Raw genomic sequence first — 13349 nt, 5'->3', positions numbered from 1 at the left:
GTTACATATATATTATGTAGCTTATTGTTATTTAGGAAATAACAATGGAAACTCAACCACAAAAAAGAATAAATGAACTCCTTGAAATCCTAAAAAACACTGACAAGATCCACCTAAAAGCAGCGGCTGAACAATTAACCGTGTCAGAAATGACTATCAGGCGTGATCTTAACAATTGCCCCTCCTCATTAATTGTCTTAGGTGGCTATATTGTCAATGAAGACCGTCATTCAATCGCAAAGTATTTCGTTTCAGATCAGCAGGATAAGCAAGTTGAAGAAAAAGCTTATATTGCAAAACTTGTTAGTCAATTTATCAATGAAAACGATACAATATTTTTTGATTGTGGTACCACCATGCCTTTTATCATTAACGCAATAGATAATGATATTGCATTTACTGCTATCTGTTATTCATTAAATAGTCTATTGGCACTACAACATAAACCTAAATGCAAGATCATTTTATGCGGAGGTCAATTCCAACCAAATAATGCTATCTTTACGAGTTTACCTCAATCCAATCAGTTAGATTCTATCTGTCCGAATAAAGCCTTTATTTCAGCAGCAGGTATTGATTTGCAACAAGGGGTAACTTGTTATCATTTTGAAGAATTAGATATGAAGCAACAAGCAATGAAAAAATCAGCGCAAAAAATCTTGATTGTCGATCATACTAAATTTAATCAAGTAAAGCCGGCATTTATTAGTGAATTGACTTTGTTCGATCAGATAATTACTGATAAACTGCCCGATGAGCAATTTGTCTCTTTTTTTAATGAAAACAACATAAGTTTAATTTACTAATATGAAAAATATCACAATTTTAGGCTCAACTGGTTCAATAGGTTGCAGCACTTTGGCCGTTATTCGACAAAATCCAGATTTATTTAAAGCATTTGCTTTAACTGGTGGGCAGAATGTTGGCAAAATGACTGAACAATGTTTAGAATTTAGGCCAAATTATGTCGCAATGGCTGATGAACAGGCGGCACAGCAACTTAGAAAAAATCTGCTTGAGCTAAAATTAAATATTGAAGTATTACATGGTCAACAAGCTATATGCGATTTAGCAGAGCTTACCGAAGTAGATATGGTAATGGCAGCTATAGTCGGGGCAGCAGGATTAAAACCAACACTTTCCGCCATAAAGAAAGGCAAACGAATTTTATTAGCAAATAAAGAATCTTTGGTAACTTGTGGTCATTTATTTATGCAGGCAGTCAAAAAGTATGGTGCACAGCTATTACCTGTTGATAGTGAACACAATGCAATCTTTCAGAGCCTACCAACAACAGTCCAACAAAATTTAGGATTTGCTAATTTAACCGATTATGGTATCACTAAAATTGTCCTAACGGGTTCTGGAGGACCATTTAGAGATTTACCACTCAATCAATTATCTAGTGTCACACCCGAACAAGCTATTGCTCATCCTAACTGGTCAATGGGTAAGAAAATCTCTGTCGATTCGGCTACCATGATGAATAAAGGACTAGAATATATTGAAGCCCGTTGGCTATTTAATGCTAGTGCTGACGAGATGGAAATTATAATTCATCCACAATCAATAATACATTCAATGGTTCGTTACCAAGATGGTAGCGTAATTGCCGAGCTCGGAATGCCTGATATGTGTACACCAATAGCCTATGCTATGTCATATCCAGATAGAATTTCCTCAACGGTCCCAGCATTAGATTTTACTAAAATTTCATCACTCACTTTTACTCAACCTGATTTTAATCGCTATCCTTGTTTAAAATTAGCGATTGATGCATTTAATCAAGGACAAGCCGCGACTACGGCACTTAATGCGGCTAATGAAATTGCTGTAGAGGCATTTCTTCAAAACAAAATCGGCTTTATGGATATTGCTAAACAGGTATCAACAGTTTTAGAAGCACTTGATTTTCCTGAACCAACCACGATTGAAGACGTATTTGCTATCGATCTATGGGCAAGACAAACCTGCGCAAAATTATAGCAATACGGCCAAAAAGTTAAGATTAATGTTCTTATATTTAAATCTTAAGAATTATCGCTAGATTGATTATTTTGCACTTGCTCACTAATTGACTGCACAATAGCTGCCTTATGTACCTCATCGCTATAATCTTGGATCTTTTCTGGACTAATTCCTAATTTAAAAAATAAAGCATTATCTTTATCGACTTGCGGATTAGATGTAGTTAATAACTTATCACCATAAAATATTGAATTAGCACCGGCTAAAAAAGCCAGTGCTTGCATTTGCTCATTCATTTGTTCTCTTCCTGCTGACAAGCGTATATAAGATTTAGGCATCATAATACGAGCGACAGCTAGCATTCTAATAAAATCAAATGGTTCAATATCTTTTTCATTTGCTAACGGAGTACCTTTAACCTTGACTAAATTATTAATGGGAACACTTTCTGGGTGTTCGTCTAAATTGGCAAGTTGTATCAATAAATTGGCTCGATCTCTTAAAGTTTCCCCCATACCCAAAATACCACCCGAGCAAATTTTAATACCAGCTTCTCTTACATAAGCCAATGTTTGTAAACGCTCACTGTATGTACGAGTAGTAATTATTTGCTGATAAAACTCAGGTGATGTATCTAAATTATGATTATAAAAATCTAAACCAGCATCGGCTAATGCGTAAGCCTGTAGCTGGGATAATTGCCCCAGAGTCATGCAGGTTTCCATTCCCAGAGCTTTAACACCTTTTACCATCTCCAAGAGATAAGGCATATCGCGATTTGTTGGATGCTTCCAAGCAGCGCCCATACAAAAACGTGTAGCCCCAACAGTTTTGGCTGTTTTAGCTTCTTCTACTACTCTTTGTACTTCAAGTAATTTTTCTTTTTCTAAGCCAGTATCATGATGGATAGACTGAGGACAATATTTACAATCTTCAGGACAAGCACCGGTCTTTATTGATAACAGGGTAGAAACCTGTACTGTATTTGCATCAAAATATTGTCGATGTATGGTTTGTGCTTTGAAAATAAGATCATTGAAAGGTAATTGAAAAGTATCCATTACTTCAGACAATACCCAGTCATGACGAATGCAATTTAATGACATAGAAAATCCTTTTAACAATCAACATAAATCTGCATGCATCATAATACATAACCCTACATTGTCAACTATTTCAATATAAAATAGTTGACATTAAAAGAGCTATTTTGCTATACAAAAGTTTATTGAACTGAAAACAGATATCTTGCACATAAAGTTATTCATTCGCGAGTAAATTGATACAAGGCTCGAGCAACAAACTAGCTAATATTTTCTCATTTTATTAGCCATTTGTTTAGCGTATAAAGCAGGATTATCGCTTATAAATGATTGCTAAAATGCGCTATCAGGTAGTGCAGTTAATGCGCTTTTAATGTTTTATGTACACGGCAAGGGATGCCCATAGCAATAACATTGCTAGGTATATCACGATCAACAATGCTTCCGGCAGCAATAACACTATTATCACCAATTGTTACACCCGGTAATACAATAACATTACCGCCAATCCAAACATTATTACCAACCGTAATCGGTTTAGCAAACTCCAATCCACTACTCCTTGTTTGGCTATCAAGTGGATGACCTGAAGTATAAAAACCACAATTAGGCGCGACAAGGACATTATCACCAAATGTTACTTTAGCTGCGTCTAATATAATACAGTTAAAATTAGCAAAAAAATCCTCGCCGATTTCAATATTATAGCCGTAATCACACTGAAAACCGGGCATTATGGTAAATTTCTGTTTCGTTTTTCCTAATAATGTCTTGAATAATCGTTGCCGTTTATCAATAGCACTTGGTGATAATTGATTTAACTGAAAACAGATATCTTGAGCATAAAGTCGTTCATTTTCAAGTTTATCGATACTAGGATCATAAAGTAGTCCTGTTAGCATTTTTTGTTTTTCTGTCATTATTTACACCATTTGTTTAGCAATTAGCGCTGGGTTATCACTAATAAAGGATTGTAAAAATGCACTATCCGGTAATGCTGTTAATGCGCCTCTTTTAGTAGTCGCCAATGCCCCACAAGCGCTGGCTATCGTCATCATACTTTCTAACATTAATTTATCTTCCGGCATTCCCGATGAAGCAATACTGCTAAGTAATCCAGCAACAAACGCATCGCCTGCACCTGTTGTATCAATACTATTAACATGGAAAGAGTCAAAACTAAACGTTTTACCTTGCCATAACACAATACTACCGTCTTTACCTTTAGTAATTAATTTAAGCGGTGCATTATAATGTTGTTGCAGTTTATTAAGTGCTACATGCCAATCTTGACTTTCCGTTAACCAAAATAGCTCTTCATCGGAAAGTTTAAGAATATCTGCATCGTGACAAAATTGGGTAATAATAGTGCGCATTTCATTTTTATCCTGCCACATTTGTTCGCGCAAATTAATATCAAAGCTAATTAAGCCATTTTTGGCAGTCAGTTTTTCAATGGCTGTTTTTAATGTTTGTCGACAGGTTGTGCCAACTAACGCCAAAGAACAAAAATGTAAAATGTCCTGATTAAAATCCGGCAATGCTTGTTCAGATAAAAATTGATCAGCTGAAGGCGAAACAAGAAAAGTGAAACTGCGTTCACCATTATCTCCTAAATCAACTACCACAGTACTCGTTCTATGCTCATCGTCCTTTTCAAGACTTTGACAATCAACATGATGTTCACAAAAAGTTTTTTCCATAAAGTGGCCAAATGGATCATTACCGACTCGACCAATAAAAGCCGATGGTAGCCCTAACTTAGCTATCGCAATGGCAACATTCGCTGGAGCACCGCCAGCACAGGCTCGATAGTTCATTTCACCAAATGGCAATAAGTCAATAACGGCATCACCAAGAGACCATACTTTTGTATTTTTCATTTTGTCACTCATTTTATTGTTAAAAAGGATTGAATGTATGTAACACGATTAATGTTATTGCACTATACTTTTCGATTAAATTAGTTAATTAATGACTAATTAATTGATATGCTGATAATCAATATTAATAATAAACTAAATCATTTATAAAAAAAATCATTGTTAACGTTAAAAATATGTGACTAGTATCACATAAATTAACGTTTATTTTATTATAAGTTAACGTTAACAACTATTTTGAGGTAGTATGTAATTATATTAACTTAACTCAATTTGAACGAAGGTAATGTTATGAATACTGCAATTGATAAAGCAAACCAAGCTGTAGAAAAACTAGAACAACAAATAAATAAACAGTATTACCCTCATTTTCATTTAGCACCACCAGCTGGCTGGATGAACGATCCCAATGGATTAGTTTATTATAAAGGGCAATATCATGCCTTTTATCAACATCATCCTTATGATGAAAATTGGGGGCCTATGCATTGGGGTCATGCGGTAAGTGATGATCTGATTACATGGCGAAGATTACCTATTGCTATTGCACCCGATCATGATTATGACCAAAGCGGTTGTTTCTCTGGTTCAGCCGTAGATAATAATGGTGAACTGTGTTTAATTTACACTGGTCATATCTGGCTAAATGGTCAAGGTAATGATGAACATATTCGTGAAACCCAATGTCTTGCTACTAGTAAAGATGGTATTCATTTTGAAAAACATGGTACTGTGCTGACACCAAAAGAAGGGATTATGCATTTTCGTGATCCTAAAGTTTGGCAACAACAAGGAAAATGGTGGATGGTGGTTGGGCAACGAGAAGCCAATGACATTGGGCAAGTATTGCTTTATCGTTCTACTGACTTAAAAGATTGGATATTTGATCAAGTACTTATCAGTGATATTGATCCTAATGTTTATATGCTTGAATGTCCTGACTTTTTCCCATTGGGTGATAAATGGATCTTGATGTTTTCACCGCAAGGCATGCACGCTAAAGGTTATCAATATCGTAATCGATTCCAATCGGGTTATATTGTTGGCGATTGGCAACCTGGTAAACAATTTACCGTCATTAAATCATTCCAAAAGATGGATTTTGGTCATGATTTTTATGCACCACAATCATTTCTTGCCGCTGATGGTCGCCGAATTGTATTTGCATGGATGGATATGTGGGAGTCAAAAATGCCAAGTAAACACGATAAATGGATGGGGGCATTTACTTTACCACGTGAATTAATCCTCGATCGCCAAAACAAAGTTCGTAACCGACCAGTGAAAGAACTTGAAGCGTTGCGAGAAAAACCGCAATCATTAACCAATATCACATTAAATAATGAATTAAAAAATACCAATATAGAGTCAATTAGTTGTGAACTTAATGTTGAAATTGATTTAGCCAATAGTAATGCCGAACGTTTTGGCTTACAACTCGCTGCTACCCCAGATGGTAAACAAGCTACATTATTGTATATTGACTTGCAATCTAATCGACTGGTTCTTGATCGAAGCCTTTCTGGACTCGATTTAAAAGGTTATCGCAGCGTGCCATTACCAAGAAACAAAAAAGTAACATTGCATATTTTTGTGGATGCATCATCAGTCGAGGTTTTCGTCAACAAAGATTTATATAGTCTTTCAAGTCGTATTTATCCAAAATTACCTGCTACACGCTTAATTAATTTATTTGCTGAAAATGGACAAGCAAGAATTAGCAAATTAGAAAGCTGGCAACTAAAATCTATTTATCAGTAATCGCTAATAAAAACCACCATAATATGGTGGTTTTTTTTCTCTAGACAGATTCTCGTGCTAAATAAGGCGATGGGATATGCGTGACATTTTTTTCGCTTAGGCCATTAATGATATGTAAGGCAGCAGCTTGTCCTATTTCGTAATGAGGTAATTGCACGGTAGTCAGTGCAGGATAAAAAAGCTCACCAGTGCCAACCATATTATCATACCCAAGAACGGCGATATCCTTCGGTATATGAAACCCTTTGCTAAGTAAAAATTGATATGCAACAAAAGCGATGCGGTCATTACCGCAGATCAATACATCAAAATCAGGTTTTTTAATACAATGTTTTGCTAAGATCTCTACCGTCATCATATACTCTAACGCAAGATTATCAGGGGATATAGATGTATGATAGCTTTTGATATCCGCTAAATCATTACCTGCATCTAGCCATGCTTGTTCAACCGCTTTACGTCTAATTTTACCGGCTAAGGTATTTTCTGATAAATAGATGCAGAGTGGTTTTTTATAGCCTTTGTTGATCACGTTTTGCATAGCTTGATACTGACCAGAATAATCATCAGGAATGTAACAAGCAAGTTGTTCTGAATCACTAATACAATTGGCTAAAACTAGATTCTTACCTAATAGTTTTTCAGGTAGTTGAACTTTTCTTAATCCCATTGTGGTATAAATAATACCATTAGGTCGATAAGATAAAAGCGTATTAATCGCATGATCAGCATCTTTATCATCAAATAAATTGACGATAAATGTATTCCAACCATGTTGCTGTGCCGTTTTTTCTATTGCCTGAAGTAATTCAACTGAAAATGGTGTCGTTGCCGTTTCTAAGGCCAACACGCCAATAGCATGTGGCCCTGAATTATCACCTCGAATTTTACGTGCTGATAAGTCAGGCACATAATTTAATTCTTCAATAGCTTTCTTCACTTTTTTATAAGTTTGTTTATTTAATTTTTCAGGATTATTGATCGCTCGAGACACTGTCATTAATGAAACAGATGCCAGTTTAGCCACATCCTTTAGTGAAGCCATAGTTGGATCCTTTTACTCAGCATAAAAACAATTAATATTTAGTTAGTGTGATGATACCACAAATAAAAATGATAAAAAGTGTGAGGAAAGTAACATTTATGAAATCTGATTCTATCTATTTTATTTCAATTATGGCCATAATGTTAACATTAACATGTTAACGTTAAACTAACCAATAGAAGAGAATGAAAAATGAATATAGATATGATAAAAAATAAAAATTATTGGTTCTCATCAGGCTATCTTATTACCTTTTATGCTGCATGGTCGCTTTGGTGGTCTTTTTATGCGATTTGGCTTAAAAGCAAAATTGGATTATCTGGAGAACAATTAGGGGTTGTGTATGCAGCTAATTCGGCTGCAGCCATGTTTTTTATGATCTTTTACGGTATCATTCAAGATAAATTACAGATAGGAAAAGCGGTTGTTACTTTTCAAAGTATCATGATGATACTGATTGGCCCTTTTTTGATTTATGTTTATGAACCACTATTAAGGCAGGATTTTATATTAGGTGTTTGTATCGGCGCACCGGTATTAAGTGCGGGCTTTATATCGGGCAGTGCTTTAATTGACTCGTTTATCGAGCGGATAAGTCGTTTATGTAACTTTGAATTTGGCCCAGCAAGATTTTGGGGCTCATTTGGCTATGCTGCTGCGACTTTTGTTGCCGGTATTTCATTTGGCATTGATCCACATATTAACTTTTGGCTCGCTTCTGGCGTCGCAGCTATCTATTTCATCATTAATTTATTTTTTAAACCTACACAAAAATTATCGGTAAGCAATAACACACAGCAAATAATAGTACCGAAGCCTAACATTCCAACAATCAGTGAAATATTTTCACTTTTTGCTCTTCGTAAATTTTGGCTATTTGTTGTGTTTATTATTGGTACTTTCAGTTTTTATACCATTTATGATCAGCAGCTATTCCCGAATTTTTACACTAGCTTTTTCGAAAAAGAGGAAACCGGTTATAAAATTTATGGTTATTTAAATTCATTCCAAGTTTTTCTTGAAGCAAGTTGTATGATTATTGCACCTTATTTTATTAATAAATTGGGAGCTAAAAAATCACTATTAGTGGCGGCATTAGTGATGATTTGTCGAATTGGTTTATCAGCAAGCTTAGATAATGTCTACTTAGTCTCTTTGGTCAAACTATTTCATGCAATTGAAATTCCACTGTTTATTTTAGCTATGTTCAAATATATTGTAGCTAATTTTGATGCTAGACTTTCAGCAACACTTTATTTGGTTGGTTTTAATATTTCGTCAAATTTAGGGGTTATTGTGTTGTCAAAACCTGTGGGTAAATTATTTGATAATCATGGATATTCATCCACTTTTTATATACTTGCTAGTATCGTGCTAATCATTTCATGCATCGCGATATTTACTTTAAGTGATAATAAACAAGCAAATAATCAATAACAATTCAATAATCGAATAAAAAAATGGGAACAATCGGTTCCCATTTCACAAATTATCAGCGGTTTGTCTATTAAAGCTTGCGTCTATCCATTGTTTGCGAAACAATACCAAATATCATAACTAATGTTTAAATCTATATAGGTATTTGGCGTGAATACAAGCAAAAAAATTGTTAAACCAGCTATGTTGTGGCAAACAATTCGACAAGAAGCATCGAAGCTGGTTGAAAGTGAACCAATGTTAGCGAGTTATTTCCATGCAACATTACTTAATCATGAAAATCTTGGTAGTGCCTTAAGTTACATTTTAGCCAATAAACTTGCTACTCAAGTTGTACCTGCAATTGAAATCCGCGAGATAGCCAGACAAGCTTATCAGGCTGATGATAATATTATCCATGCCGCCATTACCGATATTCTTGCTGTGTACGTTCGTGACCCAGCCACAAATTACTATTCAACGCCATTGCTCTATTATAAAGGTTTCCTCTCATTACAAGCTTATCGAATTGCACACTGGCTTTGGAAACAAGATCGTAAATCATTAGCAACCTTCTTACAGAGCCAAATTGCCATTGTTTTTGGTGTTGATATTCATCCGGCTGCCCAAATAGGTTGTGGTGTTATGTTTGACCATGCAACAGGTATTGTCATTGGTGAAACGGTAGTGATTGAAAATGATGTCTCTATCCTACAATCAGTTACTTTAGGAGGCACCGGTAAAGAAAATGGCGATCGTCATCCGAAAATTCGTGAAGGTGTTATGATTGGTGCCCATTCGACAATATTAGGGAATATTGAAATTGGCAAAGGCGCTAAAATTGGTGCCGGTTCAGTCGTTCTAGAGCCTGTACCGAAACATACTACTGTGGCAGGTGTGCCAGCTAAAATCGTTGGTTGTCCTGACTGTGATAAACCAGCATTAAATATGGATCAAGATATCTAACTACAAAAAGAAGTGTTGTATTCCGTTGCTAACCAACAACGGAATACCATAGTTGAAAATTATGATTGAGAGTTTACATTTACATCCATCGTTGGATATGGAATGTTGATACCATTTTCAGTTAAGCCATTTTTAATATTTTCAAGCAGTTCAGCCTTTACTGACCCATAATTGGCATTGAGAGTCCAAACTAAAACATTAAAATTCATCGATGAAGCATCCAATAAATCCAAACGGATAATTGAATCTTTACTTGTTAAGATATTATTCGTTTTATTCACTGCTTGATTTAAAACTTGATAAACCTTTTGAATATCTGAATCATAACCAACATTAACGACTAAATCTAAACGTCTTTCTGGCAAACGAGTATAGTTAATAATATTAGCACTAACCACTTGCCCATTTGGAATGACAACAACTTCATTAGTTGGTGTAACAATAGTCGTTGAAAAAATTTGAATAGAATCAATCACCCCTCTTTGGTTATTAATAACCACGGTCTCACCGACTTTGAAAGGACGAAAAATAATTAAAATCACGCCAGCAGCAAAATTTGATAAAGATCCTTGTAAAGCTAAACCGACAGCTAATCCGGCAGCACCTATCACGGCAACAATTGATGCTGTTTGGACACCTAATTGTCCCAGTACAGCAACTAAAGTCATTACAATAATGGCGTAATAGGATAAAGAACTGACAAATTTAACTACAGTTGGATCAACGTGACGATTGGTTAATATTCTTCTTAGCTGACGAGCAACAAATTTAGCAATTGTTCGGCCAATAATAAAAATAATAATAGCAAAACAAAAATGTGCTACATAACTTAATACTACCCCATCATATTTTTCTATAAAAAATAGAATCTGATTGGTTATATTTTCAAAATTCATGAAATTATCCTCTGTAATAATAACAGAAATAGTTAGAACAATAATTGTTAGTAAGTCGAGTTAAACTAACTGTTTTGCTAATAAAGCCCAACGGGTTTCAAAGTTTGTTGTAGGTAGATACTTAAAACCTGAACGAGAATAACGTGCCATCATTCCTTCGCAAAATGCAAGCAATTGACTAGCTAAAATACGTTCATCAGTAATAAAAGCAATACCTTCGCGAATTTTTCTTTCTCGTATGACTTGCTTTATCTGAGTTTCGATTCGTTCAAATAATTGACTAATTCGATCTTGTAATTGTTCTTGTTCAAACATTAAGGCATGCCCAGTCATGATACGAGTCAGGCCGGGATTTTTTTCAGAAAAGCCAAGTATTAAGGCTAAAATAAGTTGCAGTCGAGCAAAGGTATTTGGTTCATCTTGCATAATCACATTAATACGAGAAAGCAAAATATCTTCAATATAAACAATTAAGCTCTCAAACATTTTCGTCTTACTAGGAAAATGTCGATACAATGCTGCTTCAGAAACACCAACCGTTGCGGCTAACTTAGCTGTTGTTATTCGTTGCGTACCTTCATTAGATTCAAGCATAGCTGCCAATGCTTGCAGGATATCTTCTTTACGATTTTTATTTTTGCTACTCACGATTATTTCTTACCTGAATGCCCAAATCCACCTTCACCGCGTGTTGATTCAACAAATTCATCAACAATATTAAATTCTGCTTGTACCACAGGCACAATAATTAATTGCGCAATACGATCACCAGCTTCAATAACAAATGGAGTTTGGCTACGGTTCCAAACGGGTACAAATAGTTGGCCTTGATAATCAGAATCAATTAAACCAACTAAATTACCAAGAACAATACCATTTTTTGAACCAAGTCCTGAACGAGGTAACACTAATGCAGCTAAGCTAGGATCAGCAATATGCATAGATAAACCAGTTGGAGTTAAAATCGTTTCGCCTGGTTTGATTTCAGTAGTTTTATCAAACATTGCTCTTAAATCGATACCTGCTGAACCTTCGGTTGCATAAGTTGGCAGTGGAAACTCATTACCTAAACGTCTATCTAATACTTTAATATCAATTTTTCTTTTCATCATGACTCGCTTTATATCGTGTTATAACTGCTTGAAGTAACTGTTTTGCTAATTGTTGTTTACTGCTTAATGGTAACGTTTGTTCGCCATTTTGCCAATAAAGTGTTAATGCATTTTGATCAGAGTTAAAACCTATATTATGGTCCGATACATCATTAGCACAAATCAGATCTAAATTTTTTGTAGTTAATTTTTTAAGGGCATAGGTCTTTACATCATTCGTTTCAGCGGCAAAACCAACGACAAATGGACGGTGTTCTTTTAATCCAGCTATACTGGCAACAATATCCGGATTTTTAACTAATTTAATCACAAGTTCATTGCTATCATCAGTTTTTTTAATTTTATTTTTAGCAATAGTCTCTGCTCGATAATCGGCAACAGCCGCACAAGAGATAAAAATTGCAGATTTTTCTGCCAAAACCAATGCTTCATCATACATCTGTTTAGCACTTTTTACATTAATGCGATTAACATTGTTAGGTGTTGTTAAATTAACTGGACCACTAATTAAGTTTACTGTTGCCCCCATTTCGGCCGCCGCTTTTGCAATGGCAAAACCCATTTTACCAGAACTATAATTACTGATATAACGGACTGGATCAAGCTCTTCAATGGTAGGACCAGCTGTGACGGTAATGGTGGTTCCCGCGAGTTCAGAATTAGCTAAAAAATAGTTATTAATATTTTCAACGATAGTTGTCGGTTCAACCATGCGGCCAGGACCAATGTCACCACACGCTTGAAAACCCTCATCTGGACCTAAAACTAATGTATTGCGTGATTCTAATGTCGCTAAATTTTGCTGCGTTGCGGCAGCTTTATACATCTGTTGATTCATCGCTGGTGCGATGACAATTTTGGCTGGCGTTGCAAGGCAAATCGTCGATAGCAGGTCATCGGCAATACCATTTGCCATTTTAGCAATGATATTCGCTGTAGCCGGAGCAATTAATACTAAATCAGCCCATTTAGCTAATTCAATATGGCTCATTGAGAGTTCAGCAGTAGGATCGAATAACTCTTTTGAAACTGCATTACCAGACACCGCTTGTAAAGTCATTGGTGCGACAAAATGGCTAGCGGACTCAGTCAACACAACTCGTACTTGTGCACCAGCCTTTTTTAAATGGCGGACAAGATCTGGACATTTATAAGCAGCAATGCCACCCGTTATGCCTAATAAAATATTTTTACCAGATAAGCTCATAATTCTAGCTATCCTCAGTCCAAAATTAAAGTCGTTATATTACCATAATTAA

The 13349-nt window shown here is 35.4% G+C and carries 13 protein-coding genes; 5 read left to right on the top strand and 8 right to left on the bottom strand.

What is annotated here, in order from left to right; translation table 11 throughout:
* The first annotated feature begins 44 nt into the window (after positions 1–44).
* A complete protein-coding gene (deoR, locus tag RAM17_RS02110; protein ID WP_110448722.1) occupies positions 45–806 on the top strand; it encodes a DNA-binding transcriptional repressor DeoR in 762 nt (253 codons plus the stop codon).
* Position 807: 1 nt separating this feature from the next.
* Complete coding sequence (ispC, locus tag RAM17_RS02105; RefSeq protein ID WP_110448723.1) at positions 808–1986, top strand: 1-deoxy-D-xylulose-5-phosphate reductoisomerase; 1179 nt, start codon at positions 808–810, stop codon at positions 1984–1986.
* A gap of 44 nt (positions 1987–2030) precedes the next feature.
* Here ispC and bioB read toward each other — a convergent pair whose 3' ends face one another.
* The 3 genes from bioB to RAM17_RS02090 form a co-directional block, all read right to left on the bottom strand.
* Positions 2031–3074: a biotin synthase BioB gene (bioB, locus tag RAM17_RS02100; protein WP_110448724.1), complete on the bottom strand. Its 1044-nt coding sequence runs from the start codon at positions 3072–3074 to the stop codon at positions 2031–2033.
* 296 nt (positions 3075–3370) lie between these two features.
* Complete coding sequence (locus tag RAM17_RS02095) at positions 3371–3934, bottom strand: sugar O-acetyltransferase (RefSeq protein WP_181414717.1); 564 nt, start codon at positions 3932–3934, stop codon at positions 3371–3373.
* Positions 3935–4894: an aminoimidazole riboside kinase gene (locus tag RAM17_RS02090; protein ID WP_110448726.1), complete on the bottom strand. Its 960-nt coding sequence runs from the start codon at positions 4892–4894 to the stop codon at positions 3935–3937.
* A 291-nt stretch (positions 4895–5185) separates the two neighbouring features.
* On the opposite strand from RAM17_RS02090, the gene RAM17_RS02085 reads away from it, so the two are divergent.
* Positions 5186–6655: a glycoside hydrolase family 32 protein gene (locus RAM17_RS02085; protein ID WP_306240586.1), complete on the top strand. Its 1470-nt coding sequence runs from the start codon at positions 5186–5188 to the stop codon at positions 6653–6655.
* Positions 6656–6695: 40 nt separating this feature from the next.
* On the opposite strand, the gene RAM17_RS02080 is transcribed toward RAM17_RS02085, so the two are convergent.
* Positions 6696–7700, bottom strand: a complete 1005-nt coding sequence (locus tag RAM17_RS02080; RefSeq protein ID WP_110448728.1) for a LacI family DNA-binding transcriptional regulator — start codon at positions 7698–7700, stop codon at positions 6696–6698.
* A gap of 204 nt (positions 7701–7904) precedes the next feature.
* Between RAM17_RS02080 and RAM17_RS02075 the strand changes: the two genes are divergently transcribed.
* Positions 7905–9137, top strand: coding sequence for an oligosaccharide MFS transporter (locus RAM17_RS02075; RefSeq protein WP_198223332.1), 1233 nt, complete (start codon positions 7905–7907; stop codon positions 9135–9137).
* A 183-nt stretch (positions 9138–9320) separates the two neighbouring features.
* Positions 9321–10082, top strand: a complete 762-nt coding sequence (gene cysE, locus RAM17_RS02070; protein ID WP_110448844.1) for a serine O-acetyltransferase — start codon at positions 9321–9323, stop codon at positions 10080–10082.
* 59 nt (positions 10083–10141) lie between these two features.
* Here the strand turns inward: cysE and RAM17_RS02065 are convergent, their stop codons facing one another.
* From RAM17_RS02065 to coaBC, 4 genes are read right to left on the bottom strand one after another with little or no spacing between them, the layout of a single operon-like run.
* The gene (locus tag RAM17_RS02065; protein WP_110448730.1) at positions 10142–10978 is read right to left on the bottom strand and encodes a mechanosensitive ion channel domain-containing protein; all 837 of its coding nucleotides are present in this window, start codon (positions 10976–10978) and stop codon (positions 10142–10144) included.
* A 60-nt stretch (positions 10979–11038) separates the two neighbouring features.
* Positions 11039–11572: a nucleoid occlusion factor SlmA gene (gene slmA, locus RAM17_RS02060; RefSeq protein WP_372339463.1), complete on the bottom strand. Its 534-nt coding sequence runs from the start codon at positions 11570–11572 to the stop codon at positions 11039–11041.
* A gap of 56 nt (positions 11573–11628) precedes the next feature.
* Positions 11629–12087: a dUTP diphosphatase gene (dut, locus tag RAM17_RS02055; protein WP_110448732.1), complete on the bottom strand. Its 459-nt coding sequence runs from the start codon at positions 12085–12087 to the stop codon at positions 11629–11631.
* On the bottom strand, positions 12071–13300 hold the full coding sequence (coaBC, locus tag RAM17_RS02050; protein ID WP_110448733.1) for a bifunctional phosphopantothenoylcysteine decarboxylase/phosphopantothenate--cysteine ligase CoaBC: 1230 nt from the start codon (positions 13298–13300) through the stop codon (positions 12071–12073). The genes dut and coaBC overlap by 17 nt, the downstream gene beginning before the upstream one ends.
* Positions 13301–13349 lie beyond the last annotated feature (49 nt).

The sequence above is a fragment of the Gilliamella apis genome, from assembly GCF_030758615.1.
Taxonomy (GTDB): domain Bacteria; phylum Pseudomonadota; class Gammaproteobacteria; order Enterobacterales; family Orbaceae; genus Gilliamella; species Gilliamella apis_A.
This window is presented reverse-complemented; position numbering and strand designations above follow the sequence as displayed.

Coding starts and splice junctions, on each gene's coding strand:
- bioB (WP_110448724.1), bottom strand. CDS start 3,074: ATGTCATTAAATTGCATTCGTCATGACTGGGTATTGTCTGAAGTAATG.
- RAM17_RS02080 (WP_110448728.1), bottom strand. CDS start 7,700: ATGGCTTCACTAAAGGATGTGGCTAAACTGGCATCTGTTTCATTAATG.
- RAM17_RS02085 (WP_306240586.1), top strand. CDS start 5,186: ATGAATACTGCAATTGATAAAGCAAACCAAGCTGTAGAAAAACTAGAA.
- cysE (WP_110448844.1), top strand. CDS start 9,321: ATGTTGTGGCAAACAATTCGACAAGAAGCATCGAAGCTGGTTGAAAGT.
- RAM17_RS02090 (WP_110448726.1), bottom strand. CDS start 4,894: ATGAAAAATACAAAAGTATGGTCTCTTGGTGATGCCGTTATTGACTTA.
- RAM17_RS02065 (WP_110448730.1), bottom strand. CDS start 10,978: ATGAATTTTGAAAATATAACCAATCAGATTCTATTTTTTATAGAAAAA.
- RAM17_RS02075 (WP_198223332.1), top strand. CDS start 7,905: ATGATAAAAAATAAAAATTATTGGTTCTCATCAGGCTATCTTATTACC.
- slmA (WP_372339463.1), bottom strand. CDS start 11,572: ATGCTTGAATCTAATGAAGGTACGCAACGAATAACAACAGCTAAGTTA.
- dut (WP_110448732.1), bottom strand. CDS start 12,087: ATGAAAAGAAAAATTGATATTAAAGTATTAGATAGACGTTTAGGTAAT.
- deoR (WP_110448722.1), top strand. CDS start 45: ATGGAAACTCAACCACAAAAAAGAATAAATGAACTCCTTGAAATCCTA.
- ispC (WP_110448723.1), top strand. CDS start 808: ATGAAAAATATCACAATTTTAGGCTCAACTGGTTCAATAGGTTGCAGC.